General features: G+C 72.1%; 18 protein-coding genes. 14 read left to right on the plus strand and 4 right to left on the minus strand.

The window, feature by feature from the left end:
* Positions 1-89: 89 nt before the first annotated feature.
* Positions 90-821, minus strand: a complete 732-nt coding sequence (locus tag LG632_RS08630) for an SDR family oxidoreductase (RefSeq protein WP_226726264.1) — start codon at positions 819-821, stop codon at positions 90-92.
* 195 nt (positions 822-1,016) lie between these two features.
* Between LG632_RS08630 and LG632_RS08635 the strand changes: the two genes are divergently transcribed.
* Both LG632_RS08635 and LG632_RS08640 read left to right on the plus strand, forming a co-directional pair.
* Positions 1,017-1,631 (plus strand): dihydrofolate reductase family protein, encoded by a 615-nt coding sequence (locus LG632_RS08635; protein WP_226726265.1) that lies wholly within the window; start codon positions 1,017-1,019, stop codon positions 1,629-1,631.
* 201 nt (positions 1,632-1,832) lie between these two features.
* Positions 1,833-3,017 carry a cytochrome P450 family protein gene (locus LG632_RS08640; protein ID WP_226726266.1) on the plus strand — a complete coding sequence of 395 codons (1,185 nt, stop codon included), beginning with the start codon at positions 1,833-1,835 and terminating at the stop codon, positions 3,015-3,017.
* Positions 3,018-3,119: 102 nt separating this feature from the next.
* Here LG632_RS08640 and LG632_RS08645 read toward each other — a convergent pair whose 3' ends face one another.
* Positions 3,120-4,157 carry a Gfo/Idh/MocA family protein gene (locus tag LG632_RS08645; RefSeq protein WP_226726267.1) on the minus strand — a complete coding sequence of 346 codons (1,038 nt, stop codon included), beginning with the start codon at positions 4,155-4,157 and terminating at the stop codon, positions 3,120-3,122.
* A 168-nt stretch (positions 4,158-4,325) separates the two neighbouring features.
* On the opposite strand from LG632_RS08645, the gene LG632_RS08650 reads away from it, so the two are divergent.
* The 12 genes from LG632_RS08650 to LG632_RS08705 all read left to right on the plus strand — a co-directional run bounded on the left by LG632_RS08650 (position 4,326) and on the right by LG632_RS08705 (position 14,237).
* The gene (locus LG632_RS08650; RefSeq protein ID WP_445271386.1) at positions 4,326-5,333 is read left to right on the plus strand and encodes a sugar ABC transporter substrate-binding protein; all 1,008 of its coding nucleotides are present in this window, start codon (positions 4,326-4,328) and stop codon (positions 5,331-5,333) included.
* Positions 5,330-6,367 carry an ABC transporter permease gene (locus LG632_RS08655; protein WP_226726269.1) on the plus strand — a complete coding sequence of 346 codons (1,038 nt, stop codon included), beginning with the start codon at positions 5,330-5,332 and terminating at the stop codon, positions 6,365-6,367. Before LG632_RS08650 ends, LG632_RS08655 begins: the two co-directional genes overlap by 4 nt.
* Entirely contained in the window at positions 6,364-7,221 is an 858-nt protein-coding gene (locus LG632_RS08660) for an ATP-binding cassette domain-containing protein (RefSeq protein WP_226726270.1), read from the plus strand. Before LG632_RS08655 ends, LG632_RS08660 begins: the two co-directional genes overlap by 4 nt.
* Positions 7,218-8,384: an ROK family glucokinase gene (locus LG632_RS08665; RefSeq protein ID WP_226726271.1), complete on the plus strand. Its 1,167-nt coding sequence runs from the start codon at positions 7,218-7,220 to the stop codon at positions 8,382-8,384. The genes LG632_RS08660 and LG632_RS08665 overlap by 4 nt, the downstream gene beginning before the upstream one ends.
* On the plus strand, positions 8,381-8,974 hold the full coding sequence (locus LG632_RS08670) for a hypothetical protein (RefSeq protein WP_226726272.1): 594 nt from the start codon (positions 8,381-8,383) through the stop codon (positions 8,972-8,974). Before LG632_RS08665 ends, LG632_RS08670 begins: the two co-directional genes overlap by 4 nt.
* Before the next feature lie 9 nt (positions 8,975-8,983).
* Positions 8,984-9,616 (plus strand): MBL fold metallo-hydrolase, encoded by a 633-nt coding sequence (locus LG632_RS08675; RefSeq protein ID WP_226726273.1) that lies wholly within the window; start codon positions 8,984-8,986, stop codon positions 9,614-9,616.
* A 57-nt stretch (positions 9,617-9,673) separates the two neighbouring features.
* Complete coding sequence (locus tag LG632_RS08680) at positions 9,674-10,453, plus strand: exodeoxyribonuclease III (RefSeq protein WP_226726274.1); 780 nt, start codon at positions 9,674-9,676, stop codon at positions 10,451-10,453.
* Positions 10,454-10,469: 16 nt separating this feature from the next.
* Positions 10,470-10,910, plus strand: coding sequence for a DUF6278 family protein (locus LG632_RS08685; protein WP_226726275.1), 441 nt, complete (start codon positions 10,470-10,472; stop codon positions 10,908-10,910).
* 96 nt (positions 10,911-11,006) lie between these two features.
* On the plus strand, positions 11,007-11,750 hold the full coding sequence (locus LG632_RS08690; RefSeq protein ID WP_226726276.1) for an amino acid ABC transporter ATP-binding protein: 744 nt from the start codon (positions 11,007-11,009) through the stop codon (positions 11,748-11,750).
* A 13-nt stretch (positions 11,751-11,763) separates the two neighbouring features.
* Positions 11,764-12,699, plus strand: a complete 936-nt coding sequence (locus LG632_RS08695; protein ID WP_226726277.1) for a glutamate ABC transporter substrate-binding protein — start codon at positions 11,764-11,766, stop codon at positions 12,697-12,699.
* Between the two features lie 15 nt (positions 12,700-12,714).
* Complete coding sequence (locus tag LG632_RS08700) at positions 12,715-13,359, plus strand: amino acid ABC transporter permease (protein WP_226726278.1); 645 nt, start codon at positions 12,715-12,717, stop codon at positions 13,357-13,359.
* Positions 13,356-14,237, plus strand: a complete 882-nt coding sequence (locus tag LG632_RS08705) for an amino acid ABC transporter permease (RefSeq protein WP_226726279.1) — start codon at positions 13,356-13,358, stop codon at positions 14,235-14,237. Before LG632_RS08700 ends, LG632_RS08705 begins: the two co-directional genes overlap by 4 nt.
* Before the next feature lie 36 nt (positions 14,238-14,273).
* Here LG632_RS08705 and LG632_RS08710 read toward each other — a convergent pair whose 3' ends face one another.
* A complete protein-coding gene (locus tag LG632_RS08710) occupies positions 14,274-15,881 on the minus strand; it encodes a CocE/NonD family hydrolase (protein ID WP_226726280.1) in 1,608 nt (535 codons plus the stop codon).
* A gap of 114 nt (positions 15,882-15,995) precedes the next feature.
* Positions 15,996-17,243: a L,D-transpeptidase gene (locus LG632_RS08715; RefSeq protein ID WP_264201567.1), complete on the minus strand. Its 1,248-nt coding sequence runs from the start codon at positions 17,241-17,243 to the stop codon at positions 15,996-15,998.
* Between the last annotated feature and the right edge of the window lie 2 nt (positions 17,244-17,245).

Consider the following 17,245-nt stretch of genomic DNA (forward strand, 5'->3'; position numbering starts at 1 on the left):
CGAGCACCCGCTCGCGGTGGGCCCCGTCGGCGTCCGCCCGTCCGCCCGTCCGCCCGTCCGCCCGTCCGTCGGTCCGCCGCGCCCGCCGGCTACGCCGCGTACCCGCCGTCGACGGAGAACTCCGCTCCGGTCACGTACGCCGCCCCGTCCCCGGCCAGGTACGCCACCAGCGCCGCGACCTCCTCCGGCCGGCCGAACCGCCCGAGCGCCGTCGCCGCGCTCTGCCCCGCCGCGTACGGGCCGTCGGCCGGGTTCATGTCGGTGTCCACCGGGCCGGGATGCACCACGTTGGCGGTGATCCCGCGCCCGCCCAGCTCCCGGGCCAGCGCCCGGTTGAGCCCGGTCAGCGCGGCCTTGCTCATCGCGTAGAGCGTCCCGCCGGGCGCCTGTACCCGCTGGGTCATGCAGCTGCCGACCGTGATGATCCGGCCACCTTGCCCCATCCGGGCGGCCGCCGCCTGCGACGCCAGGAAGACCCCGCGCACGTTGACCGCGAGGACCCGGTCCACGTCGGCCGGGGTCAGCTCCTGCAGCGGGCGGACCACCCCCACCCCCGCGTTGTTGACCAGTACGTCGAGCCGGCCGAGGGCCTCGGCGGCCCGCGCCACGGCGTCCGCGGCCCCGGCCGCCTCCCCGGCGTCGGCCCGCAGGGCCACGCCCCGCCGGCCGGTCGCCTCGATCCCGCGGACCACGTCCTTCGCCGCCGCCTCCCCGGCGACGTACGTGATCGCCACGTCGGCCCCGGCCCCGGCCAGCCGCAGGGCGATCGCCGCCCCGATGCCGCGGCTGCCGCCCGTCACCAGTACCGCCTTGTCGTCCATCGTTCCTCCGTGCGCAGTGCGTCGCGCCCGACTCGTCGGGCTATCCGGTTGACGCTTCAATCAAATGTCCTCGCTGCGCCCTGTGCTGGCGGGAATCCGACCCGGCGTTCGTGCGTGGCGCGGCGACGAGGCGCGCGCGCTCGGGGAGTCTGCATCAGTGGAGAGGCCGACGACCGACCCCGAGGAGCCGACGCCATGGGAAAGCTGACCCTGACCACCTTTGTGACCCTCGACGGAGTGATGCAGGCGCCGGGCGGCCCGGACGAGGACCCCAGCGACGGCTTCCCGTACGGCGGCTGGCAGGTCCCGCTGCTGGACGACGAGGGCAACGCCTTCGTCACCGAGGTCTTCGACCGCGCCGCGGCCTTCCTGCTGGGCCGGCGCACGTACGAGATCTTCGCCGCCTACTGGCCGGCCCACGACGACCCCGACAGCGTGATCGCGCACAAGCTCAACGCGCTGCCCAAGTACGTGGCGTCCACCTCCCTCAAGGACCCCGCCTGGGGGCCGGTGACCGTGCTGGACGGGGAGCTCCAGGCCGAGATCGTCCGGGTCAAGGACGGCCTCGACGGCGAACTCCAGGTGTGGGGCAGCGGACGGCTGGCCCAGTACCTCCTCGCGCGGGACCTGGTGGAGGAGTTCCACCTGCTCGTCCACCCCGTCTTCCTCGGCAAGGGGCGCCGCCTGTTCCCCTCCGGCGGCCTGCCCACCGCCTGCGAGCTGGTCGCCTCCCGGACCACGACACGCGGCACGGCCGTCCTCACCTACCGGCCCACCGGCCGCGCCGCGTTCGGCTCCTTCGCGGACTGAGCCGCCGCCGGGGTCCCGGCGCACCGGCGGGCACGAGCCGGCCGCAGCCGGCGGGCGTGACCCGGCCGGCTCCGGCGGCGCGACCCGGCCGGCTCCGTCGGGCGCGACCCGGCCGGGCCGGAACGCGTGTCCGAATCCCGCCCCCGGCCGCGGGACACCGCCCTACGCTGAACGCAACCACGGGAAAGGGGCAGGACCGGGATGGCGGACCTGGACGTCGGCGGCCACGCCGAGGGCTTCACGGCGGACCCGTACCCGTACTACGCCGAGCTGCGCGAGGCCGGTCCGGTGCACCGCGTCGCCCTGGACAACGGCGACCTGGTCTGGCTGGTCGTCGGCCACGAGGCCTGCCGGGAGGCGCTGAACCACCCCGCGCTGTCCAAGAACTGGCAGGACTCGGTGTACTTCGGGGACGTCGTCGCCAGCGCCGTCAACCACCACATGCTCGAATCCGACCCGCCCCGCCACACCCGGCTGCGCCGGCTCGTCGCCCGCGAGTTCACCGGCCGCCGGGTCGAGGCGATGCGCCCCCGCGTCCAGGAGATCACCGACGGGCTGCTGGACGCGATGGCCGCCGACGGCGCCCGCCGGGCCGATCTGATCCGGTCGCTCGCCTTCCCCCTGCCCATGACCGTGATCTGCGAACTGCTGGGCGTCCCCGACCTCGACCGCGAGCAGTTCCGCCGCTGGTCCAACGAGGTGGTCGCGCCCTCCAGCCCGGCCGCGTCCTCCTGGGCCCTGGCGGAGGTCGCCCACTACCTCGGCGAGCTGATCGAGGACAAGCGGTGCAGCCCCGGCGAGGACCTGATGAGCGCGCTCATCAGGACCCGCGACGAAGGCGGCGACCGGCTCAGCCACGAGGAACTGGTGAGCATGGCCTTCCTGCTCCTCGTCGCCGGCCACGAGACCACGGTCAACCTCATCGGCAACGGCGTGCGGGCCCTGCTCGACCACCCCGACCAGCTCGCCGCGCTGCGCGCCGACCCGGACCTGCTCGACGGGGCCGTCGAGGAGATGCTGCGCTACGACGGCCCGGTGGAGAACTCCACCTTCCGCTTCGCCCGCGAGGACACCGTGGTCGCCGGGGTCCCGGTCCCCGCCGGGGACGCCGTCCTCGTCTCGCTGGCCGGGGCCGACCGGGACCCGAGCCGCTTCCCCGCGCCCGACACCTTCGACATCCGGCGCGCCCCGCAGGGCCACCTGGCCTTCGGCCACGGCATCCACTTCTGCCTGGGCGCCCCGCTGGCCCGGCTGGAGGGCCGGATCGCGGTCCGTTCCCTGCTGGAACGCTTCCCCGGGCTGGCCCGGGACCCGGAGGGCGAGGAGCCGGAGTGGATCACCGGCACGCTGATCCGGGGCATGAAGCGGCTGCCGGTGCGCTGGTAGCCGCCGGTGCCCGGACCGGACGACCTCGGCGGACCCGCACCCGCACCCGGCGCGGGCGCCCGCCCGCGCCCCGGCTCGGCCCTCGGGGGCCCGTGCCCCTGCTCAGCCTCCCGGACCCCGCGCCGCCGGCTCCGCGGGGCCGCCCGGCACGGTGTCCAGCGCGACCTCCCGGCGCTCGCGCCGGGAGATCTCGCAAGCCTCCGCGATCCGCAGCGCGGCCAGGGCCTCCCGCCCGTCGCACGGGTTCGGGCCCTCGCCGCGCACCAGCCGCACGAACGCCGACAGCTCCGCCTCGTACGCGGGCCCGAACCGCTCCAGGAAGCCGGTCCAGGGTTTGCTCGCCGGGGGCGGCCCGTGCGGCTCGGTCGAGGCGATGGGCGTACGGTCGTCCAGCCCGGCCGAGACCTGGTCAAGGTCCCCGGCGAGCTCCATCCGCACGTCGTAGCCGGCGCCGTTGCACCGGCTGCCGGTGCAGGTCACCAGCGTCCCGTCGGTCAGCGTGAGCACCGCCGCGCCGGTGTCCACGTCCCCCGCCTCGCGGAACTGCGCCGGCCCCGCGTCCGAGCCGGCCGCGTAGACCCGTACCGCCTCCTGCCCGGTCACCCAGCGGACCATGTCGAAGTCGTGCACCAGGCAGTCCCGGAACAGCCCGCCCGAGGTCGGCAGGTACCCGGGCGGCGGCGGGGCGGGATCGGCGGTCATCGTGCGCACGGTGTGCAGCCGGCCCAGGGCCCCGGAGCGCACCAGCTCCCGCGCGGTGGCGTAGCCCGCGTCGAAGCGGCGCATGAAGCCCACCTGGAGCGTGCCGCCCACCGACTCGACCTCGCGCAGCACCGCCAGGGTCCCGGCCAGGTCGGGTGCCACCGGCTTCTCGCAGAACACCGGCAGCCCCGCCCGTACCGCCCGCACCACCAGCTCGGGATGGCCGGCCGTCGCGCAGGCCACGACCACCGCGTCCACCCCCCAGGTGAACACCTGGTCCACGGCCGGTGCCGCCGTGGCCCCCAGCCGGTCGGCCACCCGCGCGGCCCGCGCCGGGTCGGCGTCGGCGAGCACGAGCGAGCCCGCCTGCGGGTGGCGGCTGAGCGCAGCGGCGTGGAACGAGCCGATCCGGCCGGTTCCGACGATCCCGATGCGCATGCACTCAACCTGACCCCGGACGGGTCGGCTGTCAATCTGCCCGACCCTGCCCGGCTGTGCCCCGATGACCCTCCAAGGTCCACTGTGGCGGATACTGGGCGGCTGAAACCTGAAATGACCAGGTTGTGACGACGAGCGATCGGCGAAGCGAAGGGATGGCACACCGACGTGTCTAGGGTTCGGACAGGAGCGCGCTGGGTGGGGGCCGTGGTCGCCGCGGCGCTCGCCGCGTCCCTCGCGGGATGCAGCAGTACGGGCGGCAAACGCGCCGAGGAGCGCGCGAAGGCCGCCGCGGGACGTCCGGCCGTGTCCACCCCGCGCTGGACCTTCGCCATGATCACCCACGCGGGCGACGGCGACACCTTCTGGGACATCGTCCAGAAGGGCGCGAAGGAGGCCGCGGCGAAGGACAACATCAACTTCGTCTACTCCCACGACGACCAGGGCCAGGCGCAGGCCCAGCTGGTCCAGAACGCCATCGACCAGCGGGTCGACGGCATCATCGTCAGCCTCGCCAAGCCCGAGGCGCTCAAGGACGTGGTCGGCAAGGCCGTCAAGGCGGGCATCCCGGTCGTCACCGTGAACTCCGGCGCCGAGCAGTCCCGGGCCTACGGAGCCCTCACCCACATCGGGCAGGACGAGGGGATCGCCGGCGAGGCCGTGGGCACCGAGCTGACCGCCCGCGGCCGCACCAAGGCGATCTGCGTGCTGCACGAGTCCGGCAACGTCGGCCACGAGCAGCGCTGCGCCGGCGCCAGGAAGACCTTCGGCGGCGCCATGGAGAACCTGTACGTCGAGGGCACCAACATGCCCTCCGTCCAGGCAGCGATCCAGGCCAAGCTCCAGGCCGACCCCGGCGTGGACGCCGTCGTCACCCTCGGCGCCCCCTTCGCCGCCACCGCCGTCAAGGCCAAGGAGGGCGCCGGCAGCAAGGCCGAGGTCGACACCTTCGACCTGAACCCGGCCGTGCTGCAGGGGCTGAAGTCCGGCGGGCTCGGCTTCGCCGTCGACCAGCAGCCCTACCTCCAGGGCTACGAGGCGGTCGACCTGCTGTGGCTCTACCGCTACAACGCGAACGTCCTCGGCGGCGGCAAGCCGGTGCTGACCGGGCCGCAGATCGTCACCAAGGACCAGGCGGCCCAGCTGGAGGAGTACATCCGGCGGGTGACCCGATGAGCACGGCCACCGCCCCGGCCGACGAACGCCTCGCCCCGGCCGGTGCCGTACGGCGGCTGCTCGGGCGGCCCGAGCTCGGCGCGGTGGTGGGCGCCGCCGCCGTCTTCGTCTTCTTCTCCTTCGCCGCCGACAGCTTCCTGCGGGCCTCCAGCCTGAGCACCGTCCTGTACTCGGCGTCCACCATCGGGATCATGGCCGTACCGGTCGCCCTGCTGATGATCGGCGGCGAGTTCGACCTGTCCGCCGGTGTGATGGTGACCACGTCGGCGCTGTTCAGCTCGATGTTCAGCTACCAGCTCACCGCCAACGTCTGGGTGGGCGTCGGGGTCTCCCTGCTGGTCACCCTCGCCCTGGGCTTCTTCAACGGGTTCATGCTCACCCGCACCAAGCTGCCCAGCTTCATCATCACCCTGGGCACCTTCCTGATGCTGACGGGCCTGAACCTCGGCCTCACCAAGCTGATCAGCGGCGGCGTGTCCACCAAGGCCATCGGGGACATGGAGGGCTTCCCCTCCGCCCAGGCCCTGTTCGCCTCCCAGTGGGACGTCGGCGGGGTCACGCTGAAGGTCACGATCCTGTGGTGGCTGGCGCTGGTCGCCGTCGCCACCTGGATCCTGCTGCGCACCCGGGCCGGCAACTGGATCTTCGCGGTCGGCGGCAACGACGCCGCGGCCCGCGCGGTCGGCGTCCCCGTCGTCCGCACCCGGATCGGCCTCTACATGGGCGTCGCGCTGTGCGCCTGGATCTCCGGCCAGCACATCCTGTTCAGCTACGACGTCGTCCAGTCCGGCGAGGGCGTCGGCAACGAGTTCCTCTACATCATCGCGGCCGTCATCGGCGGCTGCCTGATGACCGGCGGCTACGGCTCCGCCGTCGGCTCGGCCGTGGGCGCCTTCATCTTCGGCATGACCAGCAACGGCATCGTGTACGCCCAGTGGAACCCGGACTGGTTCAAGTTCTTCCTCGGCGCGATGCTGCTGCTGGCCACCCTGCTCAACGCGTGGGTGCGCAGGCGGGCGGAGGAGAGGCGATGACGGCGCTCGTGAAGCTGACCGGGGTCAGCAAGTTCTACGGCAACGTCCGCGCCCTCGAAGGCGTCTCCCTGGAGGTGTCGGCCGGCGAGATCACCTGTGTGCTGGGCGACAACGGCGCCGGCAAGTCCACCCTCATCAAGATCGTCGCCGGCCTGCACCAGCACGACGCGGGCAGCTTCGAGATCGAGGGGGAGGAGACGGTCCTCGCCAACCCCCGGGCCGCCCTGGACCGCGGCATCGCCACCGTCCACCAGGACCTGGCCGTCGTCCCGCTCATGCCGGTCTGGCGCAACTTCTTCCTCGGCTCCGAGCCGACCACCGGCCGCGGCCCCTTCCGCCGCATGGACGTGTCCTTCATGCGGCGGACCACCCGGGCCGAGCTGCTGCGCATGGGCATCGACCTGCGCGACGTCGACCAGCCCATCGGCACCCTCTCCGGTGGCGAGCGGCAGTGCGTGGCCATCGCGCGCGCCGTGTACTTCGGCGCCAAGGTGCTGGTCCTGGACGAGCCCACGGCCGCCCTCGGCGTCAAGCAGTCCGGGGTGGTCCTCAAGTACGTGGCCGCCGCCCGGGACGCCGGGCTCGGCGTGGTCCTCATCACCCACAACCCGCACCACGCCCACCTCGTCGGCGACCGCTTCGTCCTGCTCAAGCGCGGGGTCATGGCCGGCAGCCACACCCGCGACTCGATCACCCTGGACGAGCTGACCCGGCAGATGGCCGGCGGTTCCGAGCTCGACGAGCTGAGCCACGAACTGGCCCGGGTGGCACAATCGCCCCAGGGCACCCCGCCCGCCCCGGCCGCGCCGCCCGGGTCCGCCGACCGCACCCGTAGGGACGACACGCCTCGATGAGCACGTACCGGGACTTCACCCTCGCCCGCCGGGGCTCGGCGCGGGGCACCGTCCTGCGGACGACCGTCGGGACCCGTGAGCGCCGGTCGCACCTGACCGCCCCGCGCGTCCCGACCGTCGGCATCGACATCGGCGGCACCAAGGTGATGGCCGGCGTGGTCGACGCGGACGGGGTCATCCTGGAGAAGCTGCGCACCGAGACCCCCGACAAGTCCAAGAGCCCCAAGGTGGTCGAGGACACCATCGTCGAGCTGGTCCTCGACCTCTCCGACCGGCACGACGTGCACGCGGTCGGCATCGGCGCGGCCGGCTGGGTCGACGCCGACCGCTCCCGGGTGCTGTTCGCCCCCCACCTCGCCTGGCGCGACGAGCCGCTGCGCGACGCCCTGCAGTCCCGGCTCGCGGTCCCGGTGATGGTGGACAACGACGCCAACACCGCCGCCTGGGCCGAGTGGCGCTTCGGCGCCGGCCGCGGCGAGGACCACCTGGTCATGATCACCCTGGGCACCGGCATCGGCGGCGCCATCCTGGAGGGCGGCCAGGTCAAGCGCGGCAGGTACGGCGTCGCCGGCGAGTTCGGCCACATGCAGGTCGTCCCCGGCGGGCACCGCTGCCCCTGCGGCAACCGCGGCTGCTGGGAGCAGTACAGCTCCGGCAACGCCCTGGTCCGCGAGGCCAAGGAGCTGGCCGTCGCCGACTCGCCCGTGGCCCACAACATCCTCGCCCGGGTCGGCGGGAACATCCCCGAGATCACCGGACCGCTGATCACCGAGCTGGCCCGCGAGGGCGACGCCATGTGCGTCGAGCTGCTGGAGGACATCGGCCAGTGGCTCGGGGTGGGCATCGCCAACCTCGCCGCCGCCCTCGACCCGTCCTGCTTCGTCATCGGCGGCGGCGTCAGCGCCGCCGACGACCTCCTGATCGGCCCCGCCCGGGACGCCTTCCGCCGCCACCTGACCGGCCGCGGCTACCGGCCCGAGGCCCGGATCGCCAAGGCGCAGCTGGGTCCGGAGGCCGGCATGGTCGGCGCCGCCGACCTGGCCCGCCTCGTCGCCCGGCGGTTCCGCCGGGCCAAGCGGCGGCGCGTCGAGCGGTACGAGCGGTACGCTCGACCGGGCCGGCGCGACACCCCCGGCCGTGACCAGGACCAGGAACTGCAGTGAACCCGCCCCCCACCCTGCCCCGCCAGACGTCCGCCCCCGACGGGGGCGACAGCGCCCACCCGCCCGCCGAGGACCGCCGGCACGTCGTGCGGCGCCGCTGGCTGACCGCGATCATCATCGTGCTGCTCATCGGCGTACCGGCCGGCTACCTGTTCGTCTCCGCCCAGCAGAGCCGGGAGAGCGGGCGCGACAAGGCGGCCAAGGTCGGCGCCACGCACGTCCGCCCGGGCTGGCCCTCGCGGGTGCAGCGCAGCATCTACGAGGTGCCGATCCCGGACAAGGCCTGGCGGGTGGGGTACCTGGAGACCAACAACTGGCACACCAGCCGGCTCTACGTGCAGTTCGCCGTGTCCCCGCAGGACCTGGACGCCTTCCTCGCCTCGTACGGCGTCGCCCGCGACGACCTGACCCGCGGCGTCAGCATCAGCCACCGCGACACCGAGGCCGCCGGCTGGCACTGGGACCCCAAGAACGCCTGGTACGGCACCACCCACGACCAGCCCGACCCGCGGCCCACCCAGGACGTCACGGTGGACCTCAGCGACCCCGAGCACCCCAAGGTCTACGTGGTGTCCACGGCCACGCCGTAGCCTTGGATCATGAAGCTCACCAAGCGGCTCCACTCCTGTGTCCAGCTGGAGAAGGACGGGCGCGTCCTCGTCGTCGACCCGGGCGCCTTCAGCGAGGCGGACGCCGGGCTCGGCGCGGACGTCCTGCTGGTCACCCACGAGCACCCCGACCACTTCGACGAGGGCCGGCTGCGCGCCGCCCTCGACGCGAACCCGGCCGCGGCGCTGTGGACCCTGCGCAGCGTCGCCGACCAGCTGTCCGCCGCCTACCCGGGCCGGGTGCACACCGTCGGCCACGGTGACACCTTCACCGCGGCCGGCTTCGAGGTGCAGGTGCACGGCGAACTGCACGCCGTGATCCACCCGGACATGCCGCGGGTGACCAACGTCGGCTTCCTGGTCGAGGGTTCCCTGTTCCACCCCGGCGACGCGCTGACCGTCCCGGACGCGCCCGTCGAGACGCTGATGCTCCCGGTGCACGCGCCGTGGAACAAGGTCGGCGAGGTGATCGACTACGTCCGCGAGGTCAAGCCGGCCCGCGCGATCGACATCCACGACGCCTACCTCGCCGACATCGCCCGGCCGATCTACGACCGGGCCCTGGAGCTGCTGGGCGGCGCCCCGCACGCCCGGCTCGCGGCGGGGGACGCCACCGACGTGTGACCGGCGGCCTCCGGCGGGGCCCGGCGGCTGTCGGTGCCGGGCGGTAGGTTGGAGGGCATGCGTATCGCCACGTTCAACGTCAACTCCATCACCGCCCGGCTGCCCCGCCTGCTGACCTGGCTGGAGACCTCCGGCACGGACGTCCTGTGCGTGCAGGAGACCAAGTGCACCGCCGAGCAGTTCCCCTACGACGCCCTGCGCGAGCTGGGCTACGAGGCCGCGGTCAACGCCACCGGCCGCTGGAACGGCGTGGCGGTGCTGTCCCGGGTGGGTCTGGAGGACGTCGTCACCGGCCTGCCCGGCGGGCCCGACTACGAGGGCGTGCAGGAGCCCCGGGCGATCTCCGCGACCTGCGGCGGCGTGCGCCTGTGGTCGGTCTACGTGCCCAACGGCCGCGAGGTCGAGCACGACCACTACGGCTACAAGCTGGACTGGTTCAAGGCGCTGACCGCCGCCGTCGCCGAGGACGCGGCCGGCGAGCGCCCGTTCGCGGTGCTCGGCGACTACAACGTGGCGCCCACCGACGAGGACGTCTTCGACCCGGCCGTCTTCGCGGGCCTGACGCACGTCACCCCGGCCGAGCGGGCCGCCCTGGAGGCGCTGCGCGCCGCGGGTCTCCAGGACGTCGTGCCCCGCCCGCTGAAGTACGACCGCCCGTACACGTACTGGGACTACCGCCAGCTCGCCTTCCCCAAGAACCGCGGCATGCGCATCGACCTGGTGTACGGCAACCAGGCGTTCGCCGCCGCCGTCAAGGACGCCTACGTGGACCGCGAGGAGCGCAAGGGCAAGGGGGCCTCGGACCACGCGCCGGTCGTTGTCGATCTGGACGTGTGATGCCACGCTGGACGGTATGAACATCCCCTTCCTGGACAACTGGCTCCACCGGCACGAGACAGGACAGGGCGCGGCGCTGGCCGCCGCGCTCGCGGAGGATCCCGAGGGCGTGGTGGAGATGTTCTCGGAGTGCGAGATGCTGCGGGTCCACGCCCGTACGGCCGGGCTGGAACTGGACGAGACGCCCGCCTCGTTGGAGGCCCTGGACCAGCTGATGCCCCGCTGGCGGCGGGACCCGGAGGCGGCGCCCTGGCTCGGCAACGACGCCGGTTTCTACCTGGGCACGGTGATCGTCCGGACCGTGCCGGGCGCCCGCTGGCAGGTCTGGCCGAACGGCCAGCCCGTGATCGCCCTGGCGTCGGGCCGCGAGCTGAACGTGGTGGAGTCGGGGGTGTCCTGGGCCATGACCGGGTCCCCCGAGCTCTCCCAGGCCTATGCCGAGGCGTCCGAGGCCTGATCTTCTTTATGCCCCTTTTAGGCGTGTCGAGGTGAAGTGCCCTCCCAGGCTGGATAGTTTGCGCTGACTCGACACGAGCTACAAGTGGGGCAGCGTATGGCCGTCGATCCGTTGATCGAGCTCCGGAACGTCAACAAGCACTACGGGCAGCTCCACGTCCTCAAGGACATCGACCTCACCGTCGGCCGTGGCGAGGTCGTGGTGATCATCGGCCCCTCCGGGTCCGGCAAGTCCACCCTGTGCCGGACCATCAACCGGCTGGAGACCATCGAGTCCGGCACCATCCTGCTCGACGGGCGGCCGCTGCCGGCCGAGGGCAAGGAGCTGGCGGCGCTGCGCGCCGAGGTCGGGATGGTCTTCCAGTCCTTCAACCTCTTCGCCCACAAGACCGTGCTGGCCAACGTCTCCCTCGCCCAGATCAAGGTCAGGAAACGCGGACGGGAGGAGGCCGACAAGCGCTCGCGCGAACTGCTGAACCGGGTGGGCCTGGCCGACCAGGCCGACAAGTACCCCGCCCAGCTCTCCGGCGGCCAGCAGCAGCGCGTGGCCATCGCCCGGGCCCTGGCCATGAACCCCAAGGCCCTGCTCTTCGACGAGCCCACCTCGGCCCTCGACCCGGAGATGATCAACGAGGTGCTGGAGGTCATGCAGCAGCTCGCCCGGGAAGGGATGACCATGGTGGTGGTCACCCACGAGATGGGCTTCGCCCGGTCCGCCGCCAACCGCGTCGTCTTCATGGCCGACGGCAGGATCGTCGAGGACCGCGCGCCCGAGGCCTTCTTCACCGCTCCCGAGAGCGAGCGGGCCAGGGACTTCCTCTCCAAGATCCTCAAGCACTGAGGGGCGCCGCGCCATGCACCACGCCCGCGGTCTCCGCCGCCGCCTCGCCCTCCTCCTGGCCGTCCTGGTCGTCCTGCTCGGCCCCGCCGCCACCGGGTGCGGCCGGGAGGGCAGCCCGCCGGTCAAGGGCCCCCAGCCCGAGGACCTCCCCGACTACCACGTCGCGACCGGCTTCCAGCTGCCCGACTCCCGCACCTGGGAGCGGGCCAGGAAGCGGGGACGGCTGGTCATCGGCGTCAAGGAGGACCAGCCCTACCTCGGCGAGAAGGACCCGGCCAGCGGCCGGTACTCCGGATTCGACATCGAGATCGCCAAGATGCTGGCGGCCTCGCTCGGCTTCGACCCGGACCGCCAGATCGAGTTCCGCACCGTCGCCTCCGCCAACCGCGAAACCGCCCTGCAGAACGGCCAGATCGACTACTACGTCGGCACCTACACCATCAACGACAACCGCAAGAAGCAGGTCGGCTTCGCCGGGCCCTACTACCTGGCCGGCCAGTCCCTGCTGGTGCGCAAGGACGAGAAGGACATCCACGGGCCCGGCGACCTCAAGGGCAAGAAGGTCTGCTCGGCCGCGGGCTCCACCCCCCTGCAGCGGATGCAGAAGGAGCACCCCGAGGCGGTGCTCGTCTCCTACGACACCTACAGCGTGTGCGTCGACAACCTGCTCACCTACCAGGTGGACGCCGTCACCACCGACGACACCATCCTCCTCGGCTACGCCGCCAAGGTGCCCGACGAGCTCAAGGTCGTCGGCAAGCCCTTCTCCACCGAGCCGTACGGCATCGGCGTACCGCGCGGCGACACCGCGCTGCGTCTCGCCCTCGACGACGCCCTGGCCGAGCACGAGAAGAACGGCGACTGGAAGAAGGCCTACGACGCAACGCTCGGGCTGTCGGGCAATCCGGCCCCGAAGCCGCCCGCCATCGACCGCTACCCGGCGAGCTAGGGAGACCCGCCCCACATGGACGTCCTCATCGAGAACTTCTCGCTGTACGCGCAAGGCTTCCTCGGCACCGTCGAACTGACCGTCTACGCCTCCCTGCTCGCCCTCGTCCTCGGCTTCCTGATGGCCTCCTTCCGGGTCGCGCCCGTCGGCTCCTTCCGGGCCTTCGGCACGGTCTGGGTGACCGTGCTGCGCAACACCCCGCTGACCCTGCTGTTCTTCGCGGTGCTGCTCGGCCTGCCCCGCTTCGGTCTGGTCCTGCCGTTCGAGGTCTTCGCCGTCATCGCCCTGGGCTGCTACACCTCCGCCTTCATCTGCGAGGCCCTGCGCTCGGGCATCAACACCGTGCCCAAGGGCCAGGGCGAGGCGGCCCGGTCGCTGGGGATGTCCTTCACCCAGACCCTCGGCACTGTGGTGCTCCCGCAGGCCTTCCGCTCGGTCATCCCGCCCATCGGCTCGACCCTGATCGCGCTCGCCAAGAACTCCGCCATCGCCGGCGCCTTCAGCGTCACCGAGCTGCTGGGGACGTACAAGACCCTCAACGAGCTCGGCTACAGCATCATCTGGACCTTCGTCTGGATCGCCGTCGGCTATCTGATCATCACCTTGACCATCAGCGCGCTGTTCAACGTGCTGGAGAAGCGCTACGGAGTCGCCCGGTGACCGTCCACTCCCTGCACGGTGACCTCCAGTCGACCGCCCTCTACGACATCCCCGGCCCCAAGGCCCGGCGCCGGCACTTCCTCTACGGGATCCTCTCGACGGTCCTGATCGTGGCCCTCGCCGGCTGGATCCTCTACCTGCTGTTCGACACCGGCCAGTTCACCGCCGCCAAGTGGGCCCCGTTCACCTACGAGGGCATCCAGCGGCTGCTGCTGGAAGGCCTCGGGAACACCCTGAAGGCCTTCGCCTACGCCTCGGTGCTCTCGCTGGCGCTCGGGGCGGTGCTCGCCACCGGCCGGCTGTCGGCGCACCGGCCGGTGCGCTGGCTGGCCACGCTGTTCGTGGAGTTCTTCCGGGCCATGCCGGTGCTGGTGATGATCTTCTTCATCTTCGTGGCGCTGAAGGTCCAGCCGCTGCCGGCCCTGGTCGCGGGGCTGACCCTCTACAACGGCTCCGTGCTGGCGGAGGTCTTCCGCTCCGGCATCAACGCCGTGGACCGGGGCCAGCGCGAGGCCGCGTACGCCCTGGGCATGCGCAAGACCCAGGTGATGACGTTCGTGCTGGCCCCGCAGGCGGTCCGGGCGATGCTGCCGACGATCATCAGCCAGCTGGTGGTGGCCCTGAAGGACACCTCGCTGGGCTTCCTGATCACCTACGAGGAGTTCCTGCACGCAGGCAAGCTCATCGCCTCGAACCTCGACTACGACCTGCCCTTCATCCCGGTGGTCCTGGTGATCTCGCCGATCTACATCGGGTTGTGCATGCTGCTGTCCTGGTTCGCCACCTGGGTGGCGCGCAGGGAGCGGCGCAGCTTCAAGACCAGGGCGGTGGAGGTCGCCCCCGCGGAACCCGGGACGGTGCTGCCGGGACAGCTGTAGCCGCACCGAGCGGCCCCACCCGGCAGCAGCCGGAGATCACTGCTCGCGCAGCGGCACCGAGACGTACGAGGGATCGGCGCGCGGCGAGGAGAAGGTCAGCTGTGCGCCGGTGGGGTTGTGCTCGATGTACAGCGAGTCCACGGTGTCGATCACCAGAGCCAGCCGGTGTCCCGCCGGCACGTCGTACGCCGTGGAGAACAGCTCCAGGTCCACCCCGAAGGCCCGGCCGGGGGTCTTGCCGTGGAAGGTGTACGGGGCGTTGCTGACCAGCTTGCCGATGCCCAGGGGCCCGACGTCGTAGAGGTAGGCCACGAAGGTGCCGTCGCCGTGCGTGGGGGTCACGGTGGTGTGGAGCTTCACCGTGCCGCGGATCCGGCGGGCCTCGGCGTAGCGCTCGGACTGCCAGACGGCGGCGAAGGCCCGGGGCAGCAGGGGGATCGAGGCGGTGGGGGGCGCCTTGACGAACTGGTCGAGGGCGGCGGACAGCAGCAGGATCCCGCCGTTCGCGCCGGAGTCGACGTTCGCCCAGAGGTGTTCGGAGTCGTTCAGCTCCAGCTTCTCGGTGCCGGCCGCGCCGACCGACTTCCAGTCGGGGTAGCCCTCGTAGCCCTCGGCGGTACGGGACTTGAGCTGGACGGGCTGCTCGCGGTTGATGCCGTTGTCGACGCCCTTGAGGTGGTGGTCGAACCAGCGGCGGGCGTTGGTCCAGGTGTCGTTGGGCAGTCCGAACAGGCCGGTGCCCTCGGCGGTGGCGTGGTCGCCCGGGCGGAACTCCAGTCGCTTGGGGCCGGTCAGCCGCTCGTAGAACGCCGCGTACTGGTTCGGCGGGAAGATGGTGTCGCCCCAGGCGTTGCCGAGCATCACGGCGGCGCCGCCGGCGTTGATCCGGTCCACCTGGGCGGCGGGGGAGCGCAGCCGGCCCCGGGCGATCATCTCGTCCTCCTGGTCCAGCCGGGAGGCGAGGAAGTCGCGCAGCACCTGCTGGAGTTCGGGTCCGGGGCGGCCGGTCAGGGCGCCGGAGGCGCCGAGCAGGGCGGCGGCCTGGAGGTGCTGGGTGCGGCCGGAGTAGATCGACTCGATCAGGTCCGCCCAGCCGCTCAGGGCGACCACGGCCTTGATCCGGTGGTCCTGCCCGGCCGCCTGCAGGCTGATGCCGGCGCCGTAGCTGACCCCGCCGACGCCGATGCGGGCCGGGTCGGCCGGGGTGCGGGCCAGGGCCCAGTCGATGACGGCGGAGACGTCGGCGATGTCCGGGGGACCGGCCACCTCGATCTGCCCGCCGGAGAGCCAGAAGCCGCGGGAGGTGTAACTGACCACGACGTAGCCGGAGTCGGCCAGCTGCTTGGCCTGGGCGGCGTACTCGATCTGCGGCATGGCCCAGCTGGTCGGGAGGACGATCAGCGGGTACGTCCGCCCGGCCCGGTCACCGGCCGGGGCCCAGACGTTGCCCTTGAGCGTGATGCCGCCGGAGCCGGGGATGTCGTGGAAGGTGACGCCCGACGACGGCCCGGACTGCTCGGCCTGCTCCGACTGCCCGGCCTGCACCGGCTGGGGGGTCGCCGCCCGGGCCTGGTGGGGGGCCAGGCCCAGGGTGGCGGCGGTGAGCACGGCCGCCACGGCCGCGGCGGTGGTGGTGCGGTCCATCGGTCGCTCCTCGTGTGCGCCGGGTCGGTAAAGTGACCCGACGGTAACGGGAGGGGCTTACCGCAGGTAACCCATCGGTAAGTTACGCGGTGGTAACGATCGTGCGGGCGAGGGTCAGCCGGCCTGCGGGGCGCCGTTCAGCGCGCTCTTCGCCTTCCACTGCTCCCAGCTGAGGTTCCACTCGCCGTAGCCGTTGCCGATGTCCGCCTGGCCCTTGGAGCCTTCGCCGACGACCTCGACGAGGTCGCCGATCTGCGCCTGCGCGAACAGCGCCTCGGCGTCGGCGTCGCTCATCCCCACGCAGCCCGAACTGCTGTTGACGCGGCCGAATTTGCCGGCGTTCCACGGGGCGGCGTGGATGTACATGCCGGACCAGGTCACGCGCATCGAGTAGTCGACCATCTTGTCGTAGGAGTCGCCCAGGCCCACCGTCTGCGAGTCCATCCGGATGGTGCCCTCCTTGGTCATCAGCACCATCTTCCCGGACCAGGAGGCCTTCTTGCCGCCGGGCGTGCCCGCCGAGACCGGGATCGTCCGCACGGTCCTGCCGTCCTCGATCACCGACATCGTCTTGGTGTCCAGGTTGACCTCCAGACGGCGGTCCTTGCCTATCTTGAACTCGGTGTTGTAGTCCCGCGCGAACAACCCGCTGCCGGAGTCCACCCCGTTGAGGTTCATCTGCACCTTCACCTCGGTGCCCGGCTTCCAGTACTCCTTGGGCCGCCAGTCCACCCGGTCGTTGCCGGAGTAGTCCTTGAACCAGCCCCAGGAACCCTCGGTGTTGTTCGAGGTGGTGACCTTCAGCTGCTTCTCCACCTCGGCCTTGTTCTTCACCGGGTTGTCGAACACCAGCGAGATCGGCTGGGCGATGCCGACCGTGCCGCCGGTGGCCTTGCCCGGGACGATCGCCACCTTGTTCACCTTGTCCGCGGCCGTCGTACGGAACTGCGCCGACGCGCTCTGGCTGTCGGTGTTCTGCGCCTCGACCTTGTACTCGGCGCCCGGCGCCGCATTGCGCTCCGAGGTCCACGTGCGGCCGTCGTCGGATATCCTGCCCGGCAGCTCACCGCCCTTGGCGTCGGTCACCTTCACCAGGGAGAACTTCCCGTCGGCGAGCGTCACCTTCACCGGCTCGCCCGCCTTGACCTGATCGCCCGTGAGGTTCACGGAGATGGCCATGTCCTTCTTCTTCGCCTCACCGCCCTTGGCGTCGCCACCGCCCGAGCCCCCCGAGCCCCCCGACCCGCCCGAACAGGCGGTCAGCGCGGCGGCCAACAGCGCCGCCCCGGCCACGGCGGCATGACGGCTGCGCACCTGAAGGGCCCGGCGGCGCGGACGTGCGGTACGGCGTGTGCGGCTCAACG

Source organism: Streptomyces antimicrobicus (assembly GCF_020532625.1).
Taxonomy (GTDB): domain Bacteria; phylum Actinomycetota; class Actinomycetes; order Streptomycetales; family Streptomycetaceae; genus Streptomyces; species Streptomyces antimicrobicus.

Coding starts and splice junctions, on each gene's coding strand:
- LG632_RS08630 (WP_226726264.1), bottom strand. CDS start 821: ATGGACGACAAGGCGGTACTGGTGACGGGCGGCAGCCGCGGCATCGGG.
- LG632_RS08635 (WP_226726265.1), top strand. CDS start 1,017: ATGGGAAAGCTGACCCTGACCACCTTTGTGACCCTCGACGGAGTGATG.
- LG632_RS08640 (WP_226726266.1), top strand. CDS start 1,833: ATGGCGGACCTGGACGTCGGCGGCCACGCCGAGGGCTTCACGGCGGAC.
- LG632_RS08645 (WP_226726267.1), bottom strand. CDS start 4,157: ATGCGCATCGGGATCGTCGGAACCGGCCGGATCGGCTCGTTCCACGCC.
- LG632_RS08655 (WP_226726269.1), top strand. CDS start 5,330: ATGAGCACGGCCACCGCCCCGGCCGACGAACGCCTCGCCCCGGCCGGT.
- LG632_RS08660 (WP_226726270.1), top strand. CDS start 6,364: ATGACGGCGCTCGTGAAGCTGACCGGGGTCAGCAAGTTCTACGGCAAC.
- LG632_RS08665 (WP_226726271.1), top strand. CDS start 7,218: ATGAGCACGTACCGGGACTTCACCCTCGCCCGCCGGGGCTCGGCGCGG.
- LG632_RS08675 (WP_226726273.1), top strand. CDS start 8,984: ATGAAGCTCACCAAGCGGCTCCACTCCTGTGTCCAGCTGGAGAAGGAC.
- LG632_RS08680 (WP_226726274.1), top strand. CDS start 9,674: ATGCGTATCGCCACGTTCAACGTCAACTCCATCACCGCCCGGCTGCCC.
- LG632_RS08685 (WP_226726275.1), top strand. CDS start 10,470: ATGAACATCCCCTTCCTGGACAACTGGCTCCACCGGCACGAGACAGGA.
- LG632_RS08690 (WP_226726276.1), top strand. CDS start 11,007: ATGGCCGTCGATCCGTTGATCGAGCTCCGGAACGTCAACAAGCACTAC.
- LG632_RS08695 (WP_226726277.1), top strand. CDS start 11,764: ATGCACCACGCCCGCGGTCTCCGCCGCCGCCTCGCCCTCCTCCTGGCC.
- LG632_RS08700 (WP_226726278.1), top strand. CDS start 12,715: ATGGACGTCCTCATCGAGAACTTCTCGCTGTACGCGCAAGGCTTCCTC.
- LG632_RS08710 (WP_226726280.1), bottom strand. CDS start 15,881: ATGGACCGCACCACCACCGCCGCGGCCGTGGCGGCCGTGCTCACCGCC.